The 21046-nt window shown below is 41.5% G+C and carries 19 protein-coding genes; 2 read left to right on the forward strand and 17 right to left on the reverse strand.

Going from position 1 to position 21046, the window contains the following annotated elements:
- Positions 1–89: 89 nt before the first annotated feature.
- The 16 genes from RB151_RS06905 to RB151_RS06975 all read right to left on the reverse strand — a co-directional run bounded on the left by RB151_RS06905 (position 90) and on the right by RB151_RS06975 (position 18706).
- Entirely contained in the window at positions 90–1214 is a 1125-nt protein-coding gene (locus tag RB151_RS06905) for a T6SS immunity protein Tli4 family protein (protein ID WP_225833259.1), read from the reverse strand.
- Positions 1195–1449 (reverse strand): hypothetical protein, encoded by a 255-nt coding sequence (locus RB151_RS24160; protein WP_071547912.1) that lies wholly within the window; start codon positions 1447–1449, stop codon positions 1195–1197. The genes RB151_RS06905 and RB151_RS24160 overlap by 20 nt, the downstream gene beginning before the upstream one ends.
- Positions 1450–1536: 87 nt before the next feature.
- Positions 1537–1701: a hypothetical protein gene (locus RB151_RS24165; RefSeq protein WP_158516015.1), complete on the reverse strand. Its 165-nt coding sequence runs from the start codon at positions 1699–1701 to the stop codon at positions 1537–1539.
- A 24-nt stretch (positions 1702–1725) separates the two neighbouring features.
- Positions 1726–2010: a hypothetical protein gene (locus RB151_RS06915; protein WP_145927300.1), complete on the reverse strand. Its 285-nt coding sequence runs from the start codon at positions 2008–2010 to the stop codon at positions 1726–1728.
- A complete protein-coding gene (locus RB151_RS06920; protein ID WP_071547914.1) occupies positions 1989–2213 on the reverse strand; it encodes a PAAR domain-containing protein in 225 nt (74 codons plus the stop codon). The genes RB151_RS06915 and RB151_RS06920 overlap by 22 nt, the downstream gene beginning before the upstream one ends.
- Before the next feature lie 190 nt (positions 2214–2403).
- A complete protein-coding gene (locus RB151_RS06925) occupies positions 2404–3513 on the reverse strand; it encodes a T6SS immunity protein Tli4 family protein (protein ID WP_071547915.1) in 1110 nt (369 codons plus the stop codon).
- Positions 3500–5161: a lipase family alpha/beta hydrolase gene (locus RB151_RS06930; protein ID WP_071547916.1), complete on the reverse strand. Its 1662-nt coding sequence runs from the start codon at positions 5159–5161 to the stop codon at positions 3500–3502. Before RB151_RS06930 ends, RB151_RS06925 begins: the two co-directional genes overlap by 14 nt.
- A gap of 41 nt (positions 5162–5202) precedes the next feature.
- The gene (locus tag RB151_RS06935; protein ID WP_071547917.1) at positions 5203–7725 is read right to left on the reverse strand and encodes a type VI secretion system Vgr family protein; all 2523 of its coding nucleotides are present in this window, start codon (positions 7723–7725) and stop codon (positions 5203–5205) included.
- A complete protein-coding gene (tssH, locus tag RB151_RS06940) occupies positions 7722–10385 on the reverse strand; it encodes a type VI secretion system ATPase TssH (protein ID WP_071547918.1) in 2664 nt (887 codons plus the stop codon). Before tssH ends, RB151_RS06935 begins: the two co-directional genes overlap by 4 nt.
- A 184-nt stretch (positions 10386–10569) precedes the next feature.
- Positions 10570–11061 carry an Hcp family type VI secretion system effector gene (locus RB151_RS06945; protein WP_004912469.1) on the reverse strand — a complete coding sequence of 164 codons (492 nt, stop codon included), beginning with the start codon at positions 11059–11061 and terminating at the stop codon, positions 10570–10572.
- Positions 11062–11063: 2 nt separating this feature from the next.
- Positions 11064–12800 carry an OmpA family protein gene (locus tag RB151_RS06950; RefSeq protein ID WP_042848034.1) on the reverse strand — a complete coding sequence of 579 codons (1737 nt, stop codon included), beginning with the start codon at positions 12798–12800 and terminating at the stop codon, positions 11064–11066.
- A gap of 2 nt (positions 12801–12802) precedes the next feature.
- Positions 12803–13462: a type VI secretion system protein TssL, short form gene (gene tssL / locus RB151_RS06955; RefSeq protein WP_048606636.1), complete on the reverse strand. Its 660-nt coding sequence runs from the start codon at positions 13460–13462 to the stop codon at positions 12803–12805.
- A complete protein-coding gene (gene tssK / locus RB151_RS06960; protein WP_048606638.1) occupies positions 13459–14796 on the reverse strand; it encodes a type VI secretion system baseplate subunit TssK in 1338 nt (445 codons plus the stop codon). The genes tssL and tssK overlap by 4 nt, the downstream gene beginning before the upstream one ends.
- 22 nt (positions 14797–14818) lie before the next feature.
- Positions 14819–16363, reverse strand: coding sequence for a type VI secretion system contractile sheath large subunit (tssC, locus tag RB151_RS06965; RefSeq protein ID WP_042848029.1), 1545 nt, complete (start codon positions 16361–16363; stop codon positions 14819–14821).
- A 19-nt stretch (positions 16364–16382) separates the two neighbouring features.
- Positions 16383–16880 (reverse strand): type VI secretion system contractile sheath small subunit, encoded by a 498-nt coding sequence (gene tssB / locus RB151_RS06970; RefSeq protein WP_042848028.1) that lies wholly within the window; start codon positions 16878–16880, stop codon positions 16383–16385.
- 932 nt (positions 16881–17812) lie between these two features.
- Positions 17813–18706, reverse strand: a complete 894-nt coding sequence (locus tag RB151_RS06975) for a hypothetical protein (protein ID WP_042848025.1) — start codon at positions 18704–18706, stop codon at positions 17813–17815.
- Positions 18707–19380: 674 nt separating this feature from the next.
- Between RB151_RS06975 and RB151_RS06980 the strand changes: the two genes are divergently transcribed.
- Together RB151_RS06980 and RB151_RS06985 are read left to right on the forward strand one after the other, a co-directional pair.
- Complete coding sequence (locus RB151_RS06980; RefSeq protein ID WP_042848080.1) at positions 19381–19656, forward strand: GNAT family N-acetyltransferase; 276 nt, start codon at positions 19381–19383, stop codon at positions 19654–19656.
- A gap of 27 nt (positions 19657–19683) precedes the next feature.
- Positions 19684–20577, forward strand: coding sequence for a pirin family protein (locus tag RB151_RS06985; RefSeq protein ID WP_042848022.1), 894 nt, complete (start codon positions 19684–19686; stop codon positions 20575–20577).
- Positions 20578–20674: 97 nt separating this feature from the next.
- On the opposite strand, the gene RB151_RS06990 is transcribed toward RB151_RS06985, so the two are convergent.
- The gene (locus RB151_RS06990) at positions 20675–21031 is read right to left on the reverse strand and encodes a MerR family transcriptional regulator (protein WP_042848020.1); all 357 of its coding nucleotides are present in this window, start codon (positions 21029–21031) and stop codon (positions 20675–20677) included.
- Positions 21032–21046 lie beyond the last annotated feature (15 nt).

A 21046-nucleotide genomic window follows, 5' to 3' on the forward strand; every position in this document is an offset into this window, starting at 1 on the left:
GTTTTTTAGCCGTTATTTATCGTTCCCTTTCAGATTCGTATCAGAAATGGGGCTTACTGTTTAGGTATTTATTATCCCTCTTGTATAGATTAAAACGCATTGGGTTTATAGCGTAACGAGCCGACAATTCGATCCCATATTTCGACCATTTCGGCATCACTGTATGAAGTAAATTTATTTCGATTATTCATACCAATATGTAGTAGTGGTATTATTTCAGTTGATGTTGCTTCATTGGCAAAAAACCAAAAATCATAATATGGTAAATTGGATATTCTTATATTCTTTTCCTTAGACAAAGTTTCCTGGTTTCCTGTCATCAACCATTCTTGTGCTGGAATATTACTAATTGATAAATTTCCTTTTTTTATTGTGTGTAACGCTTGTTGCTTCATTGCCTCATTTATCTCTTTTTCTCGATTTAATAACGTATCATTAGACCCTAAGTAACGATTGTCAGATTCTAAGAACAATAACAATTCATCATTTTTATAGACAATAGCGATTTTTTGCTGGTGCTTATCATTATCATCTAAAATAAACCCATTCGGGATACAAATACCTTTATCGGTCGGGATTTCATGATCTAATCGTCCACTTAATCGAGAAATTAGTGAATACATAGCCGCTAAACGAATTGGTTTTTGGTTTGATTGAACTTCTGTCCCACCTCTAGCTAAAAAACTGGCTTTTCTTTTTTCATACTTTTTATCAGAAAAATCTCGGATTTCAGTAGTAATAATAAAAGCGATATGGTCAACATAGAGATGAGCTTCTAATACCCGATAAGCATCATCTGCCCCAGGCTCATTTCTATCAAAAATAACACCTTTACCATCCGGTAATTGAATAACCTCTTTTAGCATGGGCGCATTTTCTGCGCTAGTTTTCCATTCCCGTAATTCTGCCTCACGTAATTCAATACGTTGCCGAAATGCCGGAGGATAAATAAGCTTGCTTTCAATTTTAAAATCACCAATATACACACTATCATGTAGCCGATTATTGAATGAATCAGGGACATCAATAATATAACGGCCAATGCATTGGGGTTTAGTTTTTTCAAATAAGGTATCAATCACCACTTTTTCCTTGTCAGTCAGTTGAGTATGGGCTTGCTGTTCCGTAAAAAGAATAAGCCCCACAAGTACCATTATCACGATAAGTGTAATAACGCCCCAATAGAGGTTTTTTTTAGTCAGCTGCACGGATATCTACCTCTTGCACCATTTTAATTATTGATTGTAATGTAAATTTGATTGCTTCACTGTAGTTCTTAGGGGCTGTACCACTGACAGCATAAGCATCTTGGTGGTCAACATTTGTTGCTAACCATCCTCTAAGTAAAGAGTGTTTTTTTATTTCATTTAAAGATTCAATTGGCACTGTGCCATCACCCGCAGTATTAGATTGGGTTAATAGGTATTCACAATATTCGCCATTTGGCAATTGAACAATTTGGCGATCATGTGTTGTATGTTGAGGAATAACGGGTTGCCCTGTATAAGGATTCTGATATATTTTATTTTCTTTTACTCATGTTAAAAAACCATCAGATTTGACTTCTTTACCATAGAATACATAGGTATTTGGATGGTATATTCCTTCATCCAGTTTTTCCATAAAATTTCTGACGGTTGTATCCATAAGGCTGTCATATGCATCCCAGTTACTTTGACTTATTGTTTCATCTTTATCCAAGATATCAGGTTCATATAACCGCCACTAAACATCGTTTCTTAAATAGATTTCTTCAAAAGGGGCAATCTTAGGATAGCTTTTCCCATCATCAAACTTAAGCCAATTCGGGGGGTATTTAGGTGATGGTAATAATTGCAGAGGTGCTGGTGCAAATGCCAATACTGGCATGAGTTCCTCCGCATTTTTACCCAATACGAGACCTGGAATTCCCTCTTTTCCAGCACCAGTTTTCATACGTCGATATGCGGCAGGTGACCCCAAATCAGGAATAACACCATGCACAATACCTAACGACACCCACATGCACATAGGCACTGATCCACTACGATGGCAATGCCATTATCAAAAGCAGAATCAGCCCCTTCTATGATGGTGTTATTTCCGTGTTTGGGGCAGGAAACAAGATCTCCAACGAGTGCAACTTGTTTATCATCAATGTACATTGTGGATGAAGCCGAGAGCACATGGCCTCCATGGGTATTTTTGTCACCAAGACAGACAAATCCTTTCATTGTGAACCTACTTTTTGGAAATAACGTTATTATCTTTACGCAAAAGTTCAGTCATTGATAATGGAAAACCATTTTTATCAGAACCACCAGAATACTCAGTGTTTTTTAGCCGTTATTTTATCGCCCCCTTTCGGATTCGTATCAGAAAAGGGGCTTACTGTTTAGGTATTTATTATCCCTCTTGTATAGATCAAAACGCATTCGGTTTGTAACGTAGAGAACCGACAATTCGATCCCAAATTTCGACCATTTGTGCACCACTATATGAAGTGAACTTATCTTGATTATGCATGCCAATATTTAACTTAGGAATTGTGTTTGTTGCAGTTGCTTCATTAGCAAAAAATTGAAAATCATAATACGGCAGGTTAGGTATTCGCCTATTCTCAGTATCAGAATAAACTTCTTGTTTTTTTGCCACTAGCCACTCTTGTGATGGTATACCATTAGGTGTTAGATCACCTTTTTTTATCGTCTGATATCCTTGTTGATAGAGCATCGGTATAATCTCATTATCTCGGTTTAATAGAGTATCACTTGAGCCTAAGTAACGATTATCAAATTCCAATGATAAGAAAAAATCTGCATTTTCGTAGAGGATAGTCACTTGTTGTTGATGTTTTTCAGTGTCATCTAAAATAAAACCATTCGGAATACAGGTACCTTTTTCGGTTGGAATTTCATCATCTAATCGGCCACTTAACCGGGAGATAAGAGAGCGCATAGCGACTAATCGAGATGGTTTCTGATTTGACAGGAATTCACTTCCACCTCGAGCTAAATATTCAGCCTTTCTTTTTGTGTATTTTTTATCGGAGAAATCTCGGATATCAGTAGTAATAATAAATGCAATATGATTAAGATAGATATGTGCTTCTAATACTCGATATGCATCATCTGTAGCGGGTTTATTTCGATCAAAAATAACACCTTTACCATCCGGTAATTGAATAACCTCTTTTAGCATGGGCGCATTTTCTGCGCTAGTTTTCCATTCCCGCAATTCTGCCTCACGTAATTCAATACGTTGTTTAAACGATGGCGGGTAGATAAACTGGCTTTCAATCTTAAAATTATCAATGTAAATATTATCTTTTAGCTGATTATTAAACGATTCAGGAACATCAATGATATAACGACTAATGCACTGGGTTTTGGTTTTTTCAAATAAATTATCTACCACCATTTTTTCCTTGTCGGTTAATTCAGGGAGTGGGTATGGTAATAAATACCAAATAATCCCCGCTAAAATGAAAATAACACCTAATACGCCACTGACCAATAAGTTAATCCGCTGCACGAATATCTACCTCTTGCACCATTTTAATTATTGATTGTAATGTAAATTTGATTGCTTCACTGTAGTTCTTAGGGGCTGTACCACTGACAGCATAAGCATCTTGGTGGTCAACATTTGTTGCTAACCATCCTCTAAGTAAAGAGTGTTTTTTTATTTCATTTAAAGATTCAATTGGCACTGTGCCATCACCCGCAGTATTAGATTGGGTTAATAGGTATTCACAATATTCGCCATTTGGCAATTGAACAATTTGGCGATCATGTGTTGTATGTTGAGGAATAACGGGTTGCCCTGTATAAGGATTCTGATATATTTTATTTTCTTTTACCCATGTTAAAAAACCATCAGATTTGACTTCTTTACCATAGAATACATAGGTATTTGGATGGTATATTCCTTCATCCAGTTTTTCCATAAAATTTCTGACGGTTGTATCCATAAGGCTGTCATATGCATCCCAGTTACTTTGACTTATTGTTTCATCTTTATCCAAGATATCAGGTTCATATAACCGCCACCAAACATCGTTTCTTAAATAGATTTCTTCAAAAGGGGCAATCTTAGGATAGCTTATCCCATCATCAAACTTAAGCCAATTCGGGGGGTATTTAGGTGATGGTAATAATTGCAGAGGTGCTGGTGCAAATGCCAATACTGGCATGAGTTCCTCCGCATTTTTACCCAATACGAGACCTGGAATTCCCTCTTTTCCAGCACCAGTTTTCATACGTCGATATGCGGCAGGTGACCCCAAATCAGGAATAACACCATGCACAATACCTAACACCTTATCTTGGCACCCTTGAAACGAGCCTTCCGGTGGATTCATCGCATAGCGAGCAATTAATCCCCCCATGGAGTGAGTGACAATAATAACTTTTTCTATTGCTAAACCATATCCGTGTTTATGCTTGTAAGTTTCTATTACCTTACCAATATATTTAACCAACTGAGCCGCTGATTCAGCATTATCAACCAGCCAGTTATAGCCAAAAACATGTACAGGAAATAGAAAATGTTTGAAGTGTGTTAGCTCCTTGTGCGTTAAAGGAGTGTCTTGAGTCTCTCCAAGTAATTGACCTTCAAGGTTGCTGAGAATACCTTTACGACTTACATATTCTTGTGCGGATGTCGGCTTATGCTTGAGTACTATATTCAATATGTCTTTTTGCCAATCATCGATTAAGGTTGTTTGGAATATATCTAAGAACTCACCATAACTTAAGTAAAGTGCTTCTCCCCAATTCCGCTTAGCTCGACTTGGAAACAAATTTCCATCATCAGAAAAAAACGTGTGGCTACTTGGTTTAATCTTGCCTTGGTCATCAACTAAGGTTGTTTTCACATTCAAGAGATTGCGTCTTTCATTACTACTTTTCCAGAGTAAATATAAAGTATCTGCTCCATTTTCCAAATCTGCTCGCCAAATAGATTTATTTTTCTTATCTTTAAGGTTCGTCCCCATAATCCCAGGGATAAAAATAACAGGAATTACTTTAGTTGGTGGAACTATACACTTCGCTTCGGCATTTAGGGATTTGTGCTGTAATTGAATGTCAATCCAACTACATTTTCCATTTTCATCCCACTGAGGTAAGTGATAAGAAATGTGTTGGCATTCGGTAGGTGTTGCTGATTTATCTGTCATAAAAAATCCTTAAATTGAATTCCTTAACCACTAACTTGGCACTATTCTCTATCAAGTTTAATACCTAATTGATCTAGCCCTAAACCCTTACGCTCAGATAAATTTCCTTGGGCATCACTCGCACTGGTACTCTTTGTGCCTTCGGCATAAATACCAACAGGCTTTGGTAGATGAGGACTGCCTAAATCGCCTAAATTTATCAATTGAGGCTTAACTGTGAACTCAGAACTTTCCCATGACTGCATCGCTTCATTGATACTTTGCCCACCAAATTTTTGCCAGACAGCCCCACGCTCGATAATTTTATCGGGTGCGGCACATTCCACCGTGCCCTCTGCAATACGAATATAGCCACCACCACTGGTTAAAATAATTTCCTTTTTGGCTTTGATGATGACTTTGCCATCATGGCTGCTAATGCTTATATCCTTTAAGGCATCTAAGAACATTTCATCATGTTGAGCCTCAATCGCGATTTTGCCTTGATTGGCAAAGATTTTGATCCCGAGCTTTTGGGCGAATAGGCTGATAATTTCGCCAGCAGCCACGGTGAACTTTTTGGCAATACTAAAATCTGCATTTTTACGGGCAGTACTGATGATATTTTCACCTGCCGAGGTTTGAATGCTTTTGGGGGTGGTCTGTGCAATACCTTCGGGTGAGGAAACCAGCAGAGCGGATTGCTGAAGTTCATTGAGTGTTTCAGACAGGAGTTCTTTCTGTGTTTGTAAATCAGCCAGCTCAGCTTTTGCAACGTTAGCGGCTTCTTTGAGAGATTCCGTTAACTGCTGTGCTTGTTTTAACTGTGCTACCGCCTCTTCCATCGCCAACACATCCCCACCGGCTTTATCCTGCTTATTGGTGGTAATCAACAACCCTTTACCCGCACGGATCGCGCCCCAGCTGTCGGTGCGCAGCTCAAAACCATCACCACGCTGTTCGCGCTCGGCATTCACCAAATGCCCCAGGTTTAACTGGGTTTTTCCGCCATATTCGGTGCTGAGCTTAATATGCTCTTGCCCGCGTTTATCTTCCATGCGCAGTTTGTTATTCGCAGGCGTGCGGATCACATTGCGGGTGTTATTTTTATCCGTCACGTGGTCGGGGTGGCGGGAATCATGCAGTGCGTGGGCGATGTAAGGGCGGTCTGGGTCGCCCTCATGGAAGGCGATGGCGACTTCTGTCCCTTGGATCAGCGGGAAATGCATCCCATACGTATCGCCGGCGTAAGGTTTCGCCAAACGCACAGGCATACTTTCATAGCCCTTGGTTTTTTCATCTCTGTCTGCATCGAATTTCACCCAATAAAAGCCGTGTTCATTTTGGTGGGCATAAATATCGTGGTCTTTTGCACTGGTGACACGCGCCATTAATGTTCCGGCAATCACAGGGCGTGGTTTTAGAGCAGGGCGCCAACACAGTGCTTCGGTGTAAGGCACCGCGTCAAAGCGAACAGTTAGCGCTTTATCTCGGCTGGCGGTAAAGCGTAGGCGAGTAATTAGAATTGGTGATTTGAATACGCTGGGTAACGTCGAACTGAGCGGGTTATCTTGAATACTTAGCACTAATAATGGCGTCAGGTCTGCAGCGCTACTTTCTCCGCGTAGTAAAGTCTGACGAGCTAAAAAGCGTTCGTGGTCGAGTCTTGCCCAGAAGTTAGCGGTTTCAGTTTCAGGGCGAATTTTATCCCCACGGGTGAGGTGGCGGCCTTTATAGTGATAAACATCGCCGTAGTTGGTCTTTTCGCCATCACCGCGAGTCATGTCCGCTACCGCAGAAATCAACGTATCTTCCGCCAGACGGTGGTTATAGTCTTTGGCAAACACAGAGCTTTCGACCACTTGATGACGTAACGATAACCCCCAAACACTGTCGACATGGTTATCGCTTAGCCCTGAGGGACTATTTAATGGCAGCGTTTTGTCATACACATAACCGCGTTGGCTGTCCGTAAAATGCAGAACTTCTGTTTGTGTTTCATCTTGTAAACTAAAGCGATAAAAAATCCCCACTTCACTGAGTAAGCGCTCGATAAATTGGCGGTCGCTTTCATTAATTTGGTTGATTTGTTCGCGTTTTGGGTAGGCTTTTTCGAGATGAAATTCGAACTCCCAGCCTTTGAAATTGTGTTCGCGTAAGATTTGCTCAACCACATCCGGTATGGATTGGTTAATAAAAAAACGATGGCTGCGAATTTGATGGCGCAGTAGCGCGAAAAAAGGCTCGATAACTAACTGGTAGCGAGCTTCATCGGCAGAGCCTGAGAGACGACGAAAATCTGTAACCACGCCATGAACGCGCTTGGCAACGCTAGGTTGAGTGGCGAGTCCCATTACGTTATTTATTGGTGCACAAAAGGTCAGGCTGGCATTACGGCGTAATAATTGTTGAGCAGAAAGGTCTTGGGCGGAACAGGTAAACGTAATTTGGTAGCGATAGGTGTCGCTAGCGGCTTCACGCCCGGTAAAATGTTCAACGTCCAGTAAATCTGAGCAGCCTTGGACTTCTAGGCGATAGCGGTTTTGGCCTTGAAGGATGTTTTTGGCTGTGTCGAGTAGGCTCATGGATTTATCTCCTCAATATCACTGAAACTCAGGGTGATCCCGTCTTCTTCGCTATAACCCAAAGTCAGGCTTTGCGCTTGCTGGTGGTTAGCTTGGCGCATGAGTAATTGTTGGCTCAGTATCGGTAAAATTTGTTGGTTAAGCAGGCTGTCTATATTACGGGCGCCGGTGTCTGGTAATAAACACGCGCTCACGAGGGTGTCATACAGTGCTTCATCGACAATCCCTTCGAGCTTGTAATGAGTGTAGAGACGCTTAATCACGCTGCCCAGTTTCATTTCAACAATTTGGCGCAGTGCGACAGGGCCTAATGGGCGATAAATCAGGGTTTGGAAACGCGCTAATAATGCAGGTTGGAAGTGGTCGCGCAAGGTTGGGCGCAACAATTCTTGCAGTTCGCCATCGGTAGACTCAGGGAACGCTTCGAGTTGTTGCATCAGCAAGTCACTGCCCAAGTTTGCTGTCATTAAAATCACGGTATTGCGAAAATCGATTTCACGGCCTTCGCCATCGCGCATAAAACCACGGTCAAACACTTGATAAAACAGGTTTAGCACATCGCGGTGCGCTTTTTCCACTTCATCAAGTAACACGACGCTGTAAGGGCGCTTGCGAACGGCTTCCGTTAAAATACCGCCTTGACCATAACCTACATAGCCTGGAGGAGAGCCTTTTAATTGGCTGACAGTGTGGGCTTCTTGATACTCGGACATGTTGATGGTAATTAAGGATTTTTCGCCACCAAACAGCACATCTGCCAAGGCCAAAGCCGTTTCCGTTTTCCCTACGCCACTTGGGCCAACCAGTAAAAATACCCCTTGCGGGCCATTTTCTGAGGCGAGACCCGTGCGAGCGGCGCGCAGTCGTTGCCCAAGCCCCATCAATGGGCTTTCTTGACCCACGACACGTTTGCCAAGCGAATCTTCTAACTCAAGCAGCTCGGTTTGTTCGTCTTTTAATAGGCTGGATAATGGCACGCCTGTCCAATCTGCGATGACGGTGGCAACGGTTCTGACATCCACATCAGGGGTGATCAGTGGTTCACCTTGCTGTACGTGTTCTAATTGGGTTTGAATGTCACTCACATCTTGGGATTGACGGCGCTGTTCTAAGAGCTCGTTAATAAGGTTTTTTTCTTGCTCAAAACGTTGTTCTAACTCAGCCAGTTGTATCGCTATTTGCGCATCTTGAGTGACTAATTCGTTTAGAAGGGATTGATTGGTGGTGTTGCCAATCGCCAAGTCATCAAGAATGGCTTGCTGCTCAAGTTCTAAGGCATTGCGCTTGGCTTTTAAACGGGTTAGTTCTTCAGGGAGCGTGTCGAGGCTCATGCGGATACGGGCGCTGGCGGTATCGAGTAAATCCACGGCTTTATCGGGGAGTTGACGACCCGTTAAGTAACGGCGAGACAAAGTCACCGCTGCTTTCACTGCATCATCTGTGATATGAACACCGTGGTATTTGGCATAGCGTGGTTTTAGCCCCCGCAGCATTAAACAGGCTTTTTCGTCGTCTGGCTCATCGACTTTGACCACTTGGAAGCGGCGCTCTAAGGCGGCATCGCGTTCAAAATATTGTTTGTATTCAGACCATGTTGTCGCTGCAATGGTTCTCAATTCACCGCGAGCTAGCGCGGGTTTGAGTAAGTTCGCCGCATCGGCGCCACCGGCTTGGTTGCCTGCGCCAATGATGGTATGGGCTTCATCGATAAACAGTAAAATCGGGGTAGGGGATTGTTGTACGGCTTCAATCACGTTTTTTAAGCGCTGTTCAAACTCACCTTTAACGCCGGCCCCTGCTTGTAGTAGCCCCAAATCTAAGGTGCGCAAGGCGGTGGTTTGCAGGCTAACGGGCACATTCCCTTCGACAATGCGTAAGGCCAAGCCTTCCACCAAGGCTGTTTTCCCGACACCCGGCTCGCCGACGAGAATTGGGTTGTTTTTACGACGGCGAGAAAGAATATCCACCATTTGGCGAATTTCGTCATCACGTCCAAAGACAGGGTCAATCGCGCCTTCGCGTGCTTTTTCAGTGACATCGACGGTGAATTTATTCAGTACGGCCAGTAGTGCTTCGTTCAGTGTATTGCCAATCACATTTGAGCTTTTCGCCGTTTCTACATCGATAGCATCAGATGGCGTTTCATGGGATAAGGATTGATTATGTGTGGCGAGTTGTTGTATTTCAGGGCGCTCATCGGATTGGGCATCAAGCATCGGTCTTAAGCGTTGAAGTTGGGTGGTACTTAATGTCATTAATGGCCACAAATTATCATTGGGCACCAGTGACGGTTGCTGAGCCATGGCAGATAATAAATGCACGCTGCGAATATGTTCGATATCTTCATCCAATGATGCAATCACCCAAGCTTGTTGAATGAGATTCAGCAGCGGTTTTGATAAAGACGGGCGCGTATGAATGGAGCGTGGTAAGTTGTCGATATCTGTCAGTAAACTTTGCCAAAGGGCTGACATATCCCATTCATAGCGGCGAGCTAACACCGTGATATCGCTTTCCCCCATTTCCAATAATTTGAGCAACCAATGTTCAATGGTAATTTCCGCATGCGCTCGTGTTTGGCAAAGTGAAGCCGCCGCTTCTAATGCGTTGGCACAGTAAGGGTTTAGGCGGCGTAATAGCATCACGGATGAATTGTCCATATTCTTTCTCTCGTATTGGGGTAAAAATATATTGGGGTGAAAACGGTTAGAGACAGCAAGAAATGCTACCGCCCCTAACCGTTAACCGAGGTTCATTAGGTATCAAGATAAATTGTGTGTTGTGTGTCATCGGTGTACGAATACGTACAAAAAAAGCAGACGCCGAAACGCCTGCTTGTTTTAATTAAGCGGTTGCACGCTCATTCCAAGAATCGGAATGAATGATATTGCCGTCTTTATAGGTCCAAGTGATTTTTTCGTAGCGCAGTTCAATCTCTTCGAGATGGTTGTGCTTCTCTTTGTTAGGGTCTTTGATGTCGTGCATTTTTGGCGCGACTTTGACCACTTTGACGTTTTCAAGCTTGGTATTGAAATATTCCACTTCTTGCCCAGCATCATCAATGCGGTACCATTTGAATTCAGCTTCTTTCAAAGTTTGACCCGTGGTCACTGCTTTGTATAAATAAGGGCTTGATGCATCAATTTCTTTCACGAAAATAAATGGCGTATGGATACGTGTACCCGTTAATTTACCGGTATTGTTATCGGTTGGGATATACAGGTTATGGTCTTGTGCGACCACTTCAATACTGCCTTCACGGTCTTGTACATTGACAGAGCCCTTGATATCCGCACCGCCGTCATCTTTTAGCCATAAATAAACAGGAATAGCCATGGTTACTTCTCCTTTTGTGTCGAATGTGTGTCATCGTCCATCGGTGACACGGTTTGATTATCTGCGCCCTGGCAAGCATCTGCTTGAGGGATGAGTCGTATTTCAACGCGTCGATTTTTTGCTCGGCCTTCAGCGGTTTGATTATCAGCAACTGGGTTATTTTGCCCGTCCCCTCGAACAGCAAAACAAGCAGGGCTGATATCACTGGTTTCTATCATCCAATCTCTGACCGATTCGGCGCGTTTTAATGAGAGTGTTTGGTTTAATGCTGGGTTTCCGGTGTTATCGGTATAGCCGGAGACGACAATTAACCAACCGGGTTTGGCTTTAATATTGAGCAAGGCATCGACTAAAACTTTAGTTGCATCCGTTTTGAGGGTGTATTGCCCTACATCAAACAACGATAGGCTATCAAGGGTGACCATTTCAGGGGCACTTTGAACAATGATAGGCGTCGGTGGCGGTGGGGGAGCCCAACTACCTAATAGCGTGTGCAAGTAGGGTAATATTCTATTTCCCTGATATAACGCTAAAGAGTGAGAGGTTGGTATCCCTTCGCGTTCCCAACGTGCCAATTCAGTTGCATCATCTTGCAATTGCAGATAAGCGGTCTGTTTTGGTGCAAGAGGGGTATCCGAAAGTTGCGAAAAACGAGCAACATCTTCGCCAATGTGACGAATGAGTTGTTGGTTATGGTAGTAACTTCCGATTAATGCGCCTACCAAGAAGACCCCGAAAATAATTCCGATAGCCCCAAGGGTTTTCTCTGTGCGGCTTAAGCTAATATCATGGCGTAAGCGTCGTAACATCACATCGGGTAAAGGCAGCAAATCAGTGGTTTGAATTGATGAATATAGCGGCAGCATGGTTTTTTCTTGGATAAATTGCTGCCATAAGTTGTTAGGTTGGCTGGTGATATCTATCCATTGAATAGCCCATGCTGAAGGAGTTTGCTTTGGTGCTCCTGCTTGAGACACGGTGAACTGTGGGACTAAAACTTGGTTGAGCCAACTCTGTAAGGTATCTAACCACAGGGAAAATTGCAGGCTTTGCTCTGAGTGCCCAATATGGGCGGGCAACCAGACAGAGTAGGGGGCTGACATAGAACCTTCTTGTTCTACCTGAAACTCATTTTGGTGGCTGAGTAAAGTCATCCATGGAGTGTGTTCGCCATCCACATGTAGGTCTGTACCTGTTTGGCGAGGCATAGTGAGATACACTGTGACCCAAAATGGCAGTTTTGACCCTATTTTTTGGTTGCTTTCACCAATGGCTCGACGCCAATTGAGCAATGCTTGAGTGAGTGTTTCTTGCTGAGTAAGTTGTTCCGGCAGGACGATATACAGTAATGATGTCTGCCCTGATAATGATGGGGCATGTTCCATCAATGCAGTCACTAATTTAACTAATTCAGTGGGGGCAGATACCCGAATATACCAACCTTGGCGAGTTTCTCGGTGTAATTGGTCACTCAAAAATAGGGCATCAGACTGACCACAAACGAGGATAACAGGACCCGAGTAGTTATCGGCAGGCAATGCACCCGCATAATCATGCTCAGTAGAAAGCATTTGGCGGCGCTGCTTATACTGCCAAAATAACATCCCACCGGTAAGAGCCAGCACTAAGACCGATACAAAAATAGTGACAGTTTGCCCTAGGGACCAAAACCCCCAGAGTAACCACAGAAAAAGGCCTGTCGCAAAAAGTGTCAGACACTGTTTGGTTGGGTTTTGCATGCCTATCCTTGTGTCATCCATTGTTGTAGTAAGTGTTCTAACGATGCACTGAAGCCCCACCACATTGCAGCGAGCACAAGAGCTCCACCAATCCAACCAAACCAGTAGAGTCGGCGGCGGCTAAAACGTAATTTAGGTTTTACGACAAGAGGTAAGTCTGATGAAATCAGATAATCAGGAAGTTGAACATTGAGTTGAGCGACGATACGCTCGCGTTCTGGCGCATTTTGCTGGCGAAATTTTCCAACAAACCCGAGGGTGAGCACGCGATGAAAACAGAGCAAAACATCTGGGTTAGGTGCCGTTTCATTTAAAATACTGCGTAGGCGATCCCACAGTTTATCTCCCGCTTCCAATGTATTGAAGTAACGGGCTTGCAACGGTGATTGTATCCAAGTGTTGTATCCATCATCTTGTTGATGCTGGCGATTCATCACGCTTTCATCAATTAATGCGCATTGGGCATATTGCATATGTTCAATGGCAGTTTCTGGATAACCATGTTCAAGTAATTTTTGACGCGTTTCATCAATCAGCTGACAAACTCGGTGGTAAAAATTATCCCCCTGAGAGATGGCAGTGCCCTGATGAAGTTGACAAACCATTAACCAAGTTTGAGCAAAAATCATGTCAATAGTGTGGTGTGACATTGTATTTTTCATGAGCGAAGTACCGCAAACAGCTCTAATTGAATATCACCTAATGTACTCGGGACGTAAAAGGCACATTGCCCTGAAGAAAGCATGGCTTGACCCGCAGGTGTTTCAATATCTAGCGCAAAGTATTGATTTTCTAAACGAAGTGGAACCGCGGTTGGCACATGGCTGAGCGGTTTTAATGGGATACCATTGAGTGCCACATTGACCACATCAGCAACATCATCCCGACTACCTGCTTTACACAGCAAAGGAAATTGAGCAATGAGTAGGTGAGCGGGTAAAGATGAGCGTACGGATAAATAGAAATCCGCCTCTTCACGTAAGCGGCCATCATGAAGCTGCCCTGTCCAGAAAGGACCTTCTTTTACTAATTCAATACTGATAACACGTGAAGGTAAGCTGGCTTCAAGCAGGGTGTTTAATAGCGTAAAAAGAGGAGGGAAAACCTGCTCCGGTTGCTCATGTTTGTATTGCGGAATATCTTCCAATTTACTTTCTAAAGAGAAAGTTAATAAGCTCCCTGCTAAACGGGCGAGTTCTCGATAGAGTAATTCAGGATGACGATGTAGTGCCGTGCTAAGTTCATTGAGTACAGGTTCGGCGCTGTTCAGTGAATTTAATAGCCAAAATAATGAGACATCAGCAACCACGAAGTCTGCCATTTTCTCATTGCTTTCGCGGCGCAGAGCCATCAGTCGACGGCGTTTAGCGACTAAGCGGTGCATAAATTCAGAGAGTAACGTGCGTAGTTCAAGACTTCCCTGACAAGCGAGCAAGGGGGGAATAAAACGCTTATCAAATTCCCATGCCCCTTGTGCATTGCGGATCAGCCGTGCAACTGGGCAAGTCATATAGGCTTCATTCTCATCATGGGCAAAACGTAGCGTTGCCACATGACGTAATACTGCAATATCCGTTTGCTCATGCCCGAGTAGGTCTTGAACTTTAACCCATTCTTGGCTAAACCGACGAGGGCGATCTGTACCCGTTTCAGGGGCCAAGTTGCCGCCATTTGCTAGCATTAAAGGTAACGCTAGCACGATGTCTAATGACTGACGATCTGCGTAGTCATTAAGGGATAATACCGGAGGAAGAGCATCAGACAGAGTCGTGTCAATAAGTGTGCCATCGTGAAAACGCACAATCATCTTTTGTGCGCTAACTCGAGATAGGGTTAAAGCACTGTCATCAAATTCAGTACTAATCACACCCCACGTTGAGGCAATACCCATTTGAGCAACGACTTCAGCGACATGGCTGTCCCAACGAGCTTGTTGTTGAAATTGTTGAGGGGCCAAAAAGGCCCCGTCTGTCCATAAGGGACGGTAGATTTTCATCCTGAATGACCTTTACTAATCGTTAGGCTTTGGCTTTAGGCATCTGCGAAACCAACGATAAATCCACATCCATGCCTTCGACTTGGAAGTGTGGGACGGCATACAGTTTCACGCGGAAGAAGCCTGGGTTATCTTCAATGTCTTCAACAACCACTTTTGCATCGCGAAGTGGATGAGAAGCTTGTAAATCATCACCCGGGTCGGTCATTTCAGTGACTAAACCACGAACCCAGTTGTTGAGTTCAAGTTCAAGGAGGCGTCTATCTTTGGTGGTACCAATGTTTTCACGTTGGATCAGTTTCAGGTAATGGGCAATGCGAGAGAGTAGGAAAATATAGGGTAAACGCGCGTTGATTCGGCTGTTTGCTGTCGCATCGGCAGTGTCATACAGCGCGGGCTTTTGGGTGGAGTTAGCCGAGAAAAAGCACGAATAATCGCGGTTTTTGTAGTACGACAGTGGGATAAAGCCAAGATTAGCGAATTCAAATTCGCGCGTTTCAGGGATCATCACTTCTGATGGGATTTTCACCTGACTACCTGTACCTAAATCAAATAAATGAATAGGTAAATCTTTAACTGCTCCACCTGCTTGCGGACCACGAATTTGCACACACCAACCGTTGTTGATAAAGCTTTTAACCATGTTGGCAGCGAAAGCAAATGTGGCATTAGTCCACAAATATTTCTCATGATCTGGCCCTTTGACTTCTTCAACGTAATTGAAGCTGCGAACAGGTACAGTATCAGGGCCATAAGGTAAACGACCTAATACACGAGGCATGGTTAAACCAATATAGCGGGCATCATCCGAATCACGGAAAGCTTTCCATTTAATGTATTCAGCACGGTCAAAGTAGTTACCAATATCTTTGATAGCAGCCACTTCTTCCATGGTCTCTTTGCCAAAGAATTTTGGTCCAACAGACCCAATAAATGGCATATGGGCAGACGCGGAGACTTTAGAGATGCTGCGTAATAAGGCGATATCTTGCGCGCTACGGTCAAACTCATAGTTAGAGATTATCGCTGCAATAGGCTCACCACCTGGGGTGTCATATTCTGCAATATAGGTATGGTGGTAAAGACCACTTTGGATAATTTCCGGGCTATCTTCGAAATCTTGGCGCAAGTCATCCTTGGCAATATCCAGTAGCTCAATTTTTACGTTTTGACGAAAATCAGTGCGATCAACAAGGAATTTTAAACCACGCCAAGTAGATTCAACTTTTTGGAAGTCTTGATGGTGCATCACTTCATCTAATTGCTGGCTGATTTGCTTATCGAGTTCAGCAATATGATGGTCAAGCAGGTTGCGGTCTAAACGCTCCACTTTTTGACCAGAAGATTTTAAACGGTCTAAAAATACTTGAACGGCAACCGTGACTCGTTCATCCGCAGTTGCATCAGCTAGCGCAGTATTATCTTGGAATGCGTTAATATCACTGATTGTAGCAACAGGGGTTAAATTGATTTTTTCAAATAAAGAAGCATAAACGCCTTGATTCGAGGTTTCATCAAGTACAGTCGTTGCACCTTGGGTTGATTCATTTTTTACAGACATCAGCATAATCCTTTAATAATCCAAATTAATCTTTCTTCGGTGCAAGTTGTGCTAGCTCTTCACGTAGTTCATCACTGAGTGCTGGGTCCTTAAGGATATTTTCCAATTCACGGCGGAACGTAGCGTTATCGAGAAGGTTAGATTTCAGGTCGCGTAGCAGATTACGCATGGCTAACATGGCTCGAAGTTGGGGGATTTGACGAGCCACTTGCTCAGGTTCGAAGTCTTTCATATTTTTGAAAGAGAGGTTTACGCTTTCGTCACTTCCATCACCAGCAAGGGTATTTTTTACCGTTAAGTTAACTGTTGGTGTAAATTCACTAAGGACGCTATCAAAGTTATTTTTATTGATATTTACTTTTTCACGCTCAGACAACGCGCGGTTATCTTGTCCGTTACTGTAATCACCCATCGCTAATAACTTAAGTGGCAATTCCACTTTCTTCTGAGCGCCGCCCGTGTGCAGTTCTAATTTAATATTGACCCGTGCTTTGGGGACTTCATTTTGAAAGCTATCTGACATGAGTGAAATTTCCTTCAGTTTTAGTGATTATATTGAATTGTGTATTGTTAAATGGTTGCAATTGAATTCCATTCATTTAACTTATGTAATTATTTTCTTTATATCTTCACTGATTCAATAAATCAACTTTTCTTATCAATAAATGTGACGGGAAATCTACGTTTTTTTGGGGTTATCTTGGTTGTAAATTTAAAAGTTAATAATATCAATATCTAACGTGTGTTGTTTTTATGCTTATAATTAAAAAGTGTCATTTAAATCTTTTTGTAATATTTTTTTTCAAAGTATTACAAAGTGATTCATAAGAATATTTACTCGTTTAGTGTGTGATAATCCTCTTTTTGATTAGAAATTATTTTATGAAAAGAAATAGATGAGTACTCAATAAAAATTACTGCTCTTTTTGGACCTTGAGGAAGTACGCTTTATAGAACAGCATTACAGTCATAGCAAAACATGGAGTATTAAAAACTAGGGTGAATAGCCACTGCTATTTGGTTACAAGTGCAAAACTGGGTTGTTATCTAAAAGGTCGTGTTGGAGCGAGGGTGAGGAGGAACAAGTTTTTACTTTATATAGTTAAAGGGTAAGCTTCACTTTTACTCTAGTTGGTGTTTTATTATCTGCGTTAAAATTAATAATAAATGCATATTTATGCGGTCTAAGCATCTCATTGAACCAAGAAAAAACAGGCATCAAAAATAGCCTAGTCATGTTCTTGGTTATATAGAAATTCGAATAGAATGAAAGTTAGGTTATTAAATAATCATTTAATAACAATATAATGAGTGCTATATAGTGCTCTCCTTGCATAATTACATGGTTCCAACGTTTGCTATCGTCTATTGGAAAACGGTTGATAAATTAACGTTATGGTCAATAATGCCAAAACCTAACGTTTATCGATTTAAATCATCGTATTGAAATAACGCCTACCTTATTCCCAAGGTTAAGGCTATACCATGTGCATTATCGCTTGATAGGTAGCCTATCCCAGCTTTCACTTTTACTTGGTTATCATAGATATTAATGGGGGTTTCTAATGCGACAGAGGTATTATTTATAAAACCAAATGACAATTCTCTATAGTCCTTTCCATAGAACCCGCCGATATCATTGGATAAGATTAGATTGAAGTTAATGTCATTTATACTGATGAGTTCCGTCATAACATATTCACCACCAATCGACCATGTTCCGGTACTGCTATTGACGTTTAGGCCTTTTGTCTTTCCAAAACCATTAGTAAACATATAGGATATATGGCCATATAGATTCAATTCATCATTATTGTCTAGGATATTTGTGTTTCTCAGGCCAAGTTTAGGTGTTATATGAAATGAATTTACGTTCCAATCTAATAACCCTTCATCGCGCAATACGTCTTTCATTTGTTGACTACCATGAAAGGTGGAATTATTGCTCATATTTGCATAGCCTAATTCTAGCTCACTTTCTAGGCTGAACTTTTCGTTTATTTGGTAGGAAACTTTTGGTGATGCAGATAGACTAAAAATATCCCAACGGGCGCGTAGATTGCCTAAAGAGTCAATATTAACTAGTGACGATTTAACTTTAAGGTAATTACCTTTCAATTGCATAGAAAAAGAGTAATCATCTATTACATAAAGGTCTTTGAATTCATATGGTAAAGAATATTTTTCGTAGTTAAACCCCTCAGCATGAAGTGTTGAAGCGCTAATGTCATCTGTCAATGAAAGTGCAAGTAGCTTAGCGTAACCAGCATTCAAATTTTCATCGCTATAAGAACTACATATATAAATTGTTGAAAGTGATAATAATATTTTTAAGTATGGTACTTTCATTACATATTCCTGTCAGTGAGTAGTCAAGTAATACAATTAATAAGATAGATATTGTTATATTTCTCTGTTCTATATGTTTGTATTAGTTTAATTGATATATTGAAAAGTTAAAATACTAGCGGATAAATTAAACGGATAACGGGTAATTTACTCGAAGCTGTTATGATAGAAACCACTTATGTACAGGGGGATTCAGTCAATAGACGTAATGATAGACTTATCATTGATTAGCGTTGATGAATAGTGATGGTAAGTAAAAATAACTATTTAATAACCACCGAATTTTCGCCGTTATGTACTGCGTTTGTTGATGTAGCGAAAAATAATACGGTAGTTACCATCGGCTAAAATAAGAATATTATCCATTAAAAAACATCTACTGCTACAGGTTGCATACTATCCTTAATTTATAATACATAATAATACGAGTGGGCTTCCATTAGAATTTAGTCGTTAAACACAAAAATACCCTGTCATCCCTTACACATTAAATTATGGAGTCATAAAATATTCAGACAGTCATAGCCGACATCAGTTTTGCTATCGGTCATGTATTTTTTGACTCTGTTCACTTCAAAATATTTGGATCATATCAACAAAGGTGGGCAGTTGTCTTTTCAGGTTATGTCGCTTACTCTGGATTAACGTTAGGTTTTTAAGAAGAGCTATTTATGATGAATATCCAATCTGACCACAACAGCTTTTTTATTTTATCTGATGATAAGCAAACTCGTCTCGCAGAGATAACCTTTGTATATACAGGAGACGAATTAGCGATTATTGATCACACATTGGTTGATGAAAGCTTAAAAGGACAGGGGATCGCAAAATTGCTTGTTGCTAAAGTCGTAGAGCGTATGAGAAAAGAAAGGCGCAAAGTTATCCCGCTGTGCCCGTTTGCGAAAGCGATATTTGATAGAACTCCTGAATATAATGATATTCGACAATAATATTCTTTAATGACCGATGAGGTAGTCATGACTATTGAATCCAATGATAAGAAAACAGAATTGCAGTTGATTACAGCACGTTCCAAAGATGTTGGGGGCATCCCTGTCGCTCGGGTTTTACCTACAAGAGAACGTAGGTTAATTGGCGCATGGTGTTTTCTTGATCATGCAGGTCCTACTGTTTTTAAAGGGAATTCCGAAGGAATGAAGGTGGCTCCTCATCCTCATACTGGCTTACAAACTTTCACTTGGATGATAGAAGGGGAAGTATTACACCGCGATAGCTTAGGTTATGAGCAAGTTATTCGGCCGCGGCAAGTTAATTTAATGACAGCAGGATATGGGATCAGCCATTCAGAAGACACTTATGGAGCAAACCATAAACTCCATGCAGTGCAGTTATGGATAGCATTACCGGAAGCCGTTAAAGATACAATACCTCGTTTTGATCATTATCCTATTTTACCGAATTGGCTTGAAGGGCAAACCCAATTCCACTTGTTAGTGGGTGAATACGGGGCTTATAAAGCGCCGACGTTGAGCTTTTCTCCTTTAGTTGGGGTCGATATTATTGCTCAAAAAAGTGTTGAACATAGCTTAACGTTACAGTCTGAATTTGAATACGGTATTTTTGTTATTGAAGGAGCTGTGATTGTTGATGGGCAACACGTAGGTACGAATCAATTAGTGTATTTAGGCAAAAACAATTCTGAAGTTGTTGTGCGGTTTGCTTCAAATAGCCACATCTTATTACTTGGGGGCGAACCTTTAAATGAAACTATATTAATGTGGTGGAATTTTATTGGGCGTACTAAAGCTGAAATTATCGAGGCTGTTGAGGCGTGGAACCAAGGTCATCCTCGTTTTGGCCAAGTATTTAATGATGATCGCAGCCCAACACCGTCCCCATTAATGCCTTGAACGGTATTTATGTTTCCTAATTGAGTGGATAGATGTTTAATTTAAAAGCACTATCATATTGAGTAAGTTTCGAATTTTTATTCAATCATGGAACTGATTACTTTAACTGTTCTTGATAGTACTTAATTTTATTATTTAAACTATCTAGGTGGTCATTCAATATTAGTATCTGTTGTTCTAGACTCGTATAATGTTCTGTGAGTAAATTCATTCTATCTAACGTTGTGGATGCGCCTATCTCCCTTAATTTCGCGTATTCTTTAATTTTTTTTAAAGGCATCCCTGTTTCCTTTAAACGAATAATAAATTTAATCCATTCAATATCAGTTTCTGAGTAAAATCGATGGTTATTACTTTGCCTTGAAGGTGCCAAGATACCTTCTTTTTCATAATATCTAAGCGTATAAATGCTAAAGCCAGTTAATTGCGAAAATTGGCTAATTGAATAATTCATATGTACCTACTATCG

This window comes from Providencia rettgeri (assembly GCF_001874625.1).
Classification (GTDB): domain Bacteria; phylum Pseudomonadota; class Gammaproteobacteria; order Enterobacterales; family Enterobacteriaceae; genus Providencia; species Providencia huashanensis.

Excerpts from the sequence above, each read along its gene's own strand:
- RB151_RS06990 (WP_042848020.1), bottom strand. The coding sequence starts at position 21,031 with ATGAATTATTCAATTAGCCAATTTTCGCAATTAACTGGCTTTAGCATT.
- RB151_RS06950 (WP_042848034.1), bottom strand. The coding sequence starts at position 12,800 with ATGCAAAACCCAACCAAACAGTGTCTGACACTTTTTGCGACAGGCCTT.
- RB151_RS06935 (WP_071547917.1), bottom strand. The coding sequence starts at position 7,725 with ATGAGCCTACTCGACACAGCCAAAAACATCCTTCAAGGCCAAAACCGC.
- RB151_RS06985 (WP_042848022.1), top strand. The coding sequence starts at position 19,684 with ATGACTATTGAATCCAATGATAAGAAAACAGAATTGCAGTTGATTACA.
- tssK (WP_048606638.1), bottom strand. The coding sequence starts at position 14,796 with ATGAAAATCTACCGTCCCTTATGGACAGACGGGGCCTTTTTGGCCCCT.
- RB151_RS06915 (WP_145927300.1), bottom strand. The coding sequence starts at position 2,010 with ATGTGCATGTGGGTGTCGTTAGGTATTGTGCATGGTGTTATTCCTGAT.
- tssH (WP_071547918.1), bottom strand. The coding sequence starts at position 10,385 with ATGGACAATTCATCCGTGATGCTATTACGCCGCCTAAACCCTTACTGT.
- tssB (WP_042848028.1), bottom strand. The coding sequence starts at position 16,880 with ATGTCAGATAGCTTTCAAAATGAAGTCCCCAAAGCACGGGTCAATATT.
- RB151_RS06920 (WP_071547914.1), bottom strand. The coding sequence starts at position 2,213 with ATGAAAGGATTTGTCTGTCTTGGTGACAAAAATACCCATGGAGGCCAT.
- RB151_RS06945 (WP_004912469.1), bottom strand. The coding sequence starts at position 11,061 with ATGGCTATTCCTGTTTATTTATGGCTAAAAGATGACGGCGGTGCGGAT.
- tssL (WP_048606636.1), bottom strand. The coding sequence starts at position 13,462 with ATGAAAAATACAATGTCACACCACACTATTGACATGATTTTTGCTCAA.
- tssC (WP_042848029.1), bottom strand. The coding sequence starts at position 16,363 with ATGCTGATGTCTGTAAAAAATGAATCAACCCAAGGTGCAACGACTGTA.
- RB151_RS06930 (WP_071547916.1), bottom strand. The coding sequence starts at position 5,161 with ATGACAGATAAATCAGCAACACCTACCGAATGCCAACACATTTCTTAT.
- RB151_RS06975 (WP_042848025.1), bottom strand. The coding sequence starts at position 18,706 with ATGAAAGTACCATACTTAAAAATATTATTATCACTTTCAACAATTTAT.
- RB151_RS06980 (WP_042848080.1), top strand. The coding sequence starts at position 19,381 with ATGAATATCCAATCTGACCACAACAGCTTTTTTATTTTATCTGATGAT.